Here is a 737-nt window from a genome sequence, read left to right as displayed (position 1 = left end):
GACTGGAGTACCGGGGCTACGACTCGGCGGGCGTCGCCGTGCAGGCCGACGGCGGGCTGGCCACGGCGAAAAGGGCCGGGAAGCTGGTCAACCTGGAGAAGGAGCTGAGCGAACGGCCGCTGCCCACGGGCACGACCGGGATCGGGCACACCCGGTGGGCCACGCACGGCGGTCCGACCGACGCCAACGCCCACCCGCACATGGACAACGCGGGCCGGGTCGCCGTCGTCCACAACGGCATCATCGACAACGCCGCCGACCTGCGCCGCAAGCTGGAGGCGGACCCGTCACGGCCGAGACACCTCATCACCGAGCCCGGCATGGGCTACCGCTTCGAGAAGTGACGGCGGGCCGTTCGGACCGGGAAAGCAGGGGGTACGTAACCGTCAGTGCACCCCGGTACGCTTCAGATATGAGTGCTGTTCCTCGGTCCGAGAAGCCGGCAGGCCGGTTCCGCCGCATGCTCGACCGGCTCTCGTCCTCCCAGGAGGACCTGGAGTCGGAGGAGCTGCGCGAGGACGCCGCGACTGCCGGATGCACGCGGATAGGTGACTGCCAGGACCGCGAGATCGTCACGGTTACTGGTACCTTGCGCACGGTCACGCTGCGGCCGCGCGCGGGAGTGCCGGCCCTGGAGGCCGAGCTGTTCGACGGTACCGCCGCGCTGGACGTGGTGTGGCTCGGCAGGCGCTCCATCGTGGGGATAGAGCCGGGGCGCAAGCTGATCGCATCGGGCC

1 protein-coding gene and 1 pseudogene are annotated in these 737 nt (G+C 70.4%); both read left to right on the top strand.

Annotation, left to right across the window (positions count from 1 at the left end):
* Window positions 1–2: 2 nt before the first annotated feature.
* Window positions 3–275: pseudogene (locus LPA54_RS33895) on the top strand (glutamine--fructose-6-phosphate aminotransferase); the annotation flags it as partial.
* A 137-nt stretch (window positions 276–412) separates the two neighbouring features.
* Window positions 413–737 (top strand): OB-fold nucleic acid binding domain-containing protein (locus LPA54_RS33890; RefSeq protein WP_228984530.1); only part of this gene is annotated, 325 nt, incomplete at its 3' end.

The sequence above is a fragment of the Streptomyces sp. DH12 genome, assembly GCF_020873895.1.
Taxonomy (GTDB): domain Bacteria; phylum Actinomycetota; class Actinomycetes; order Streptomycetales; family Streptomycetaceae; genus Streptomyces.
The sequence above is the reverse complement of the archived record's forward strand: the minus strand, read 5'-3'. Positions and strand labels throughout refer to the sequence as shown.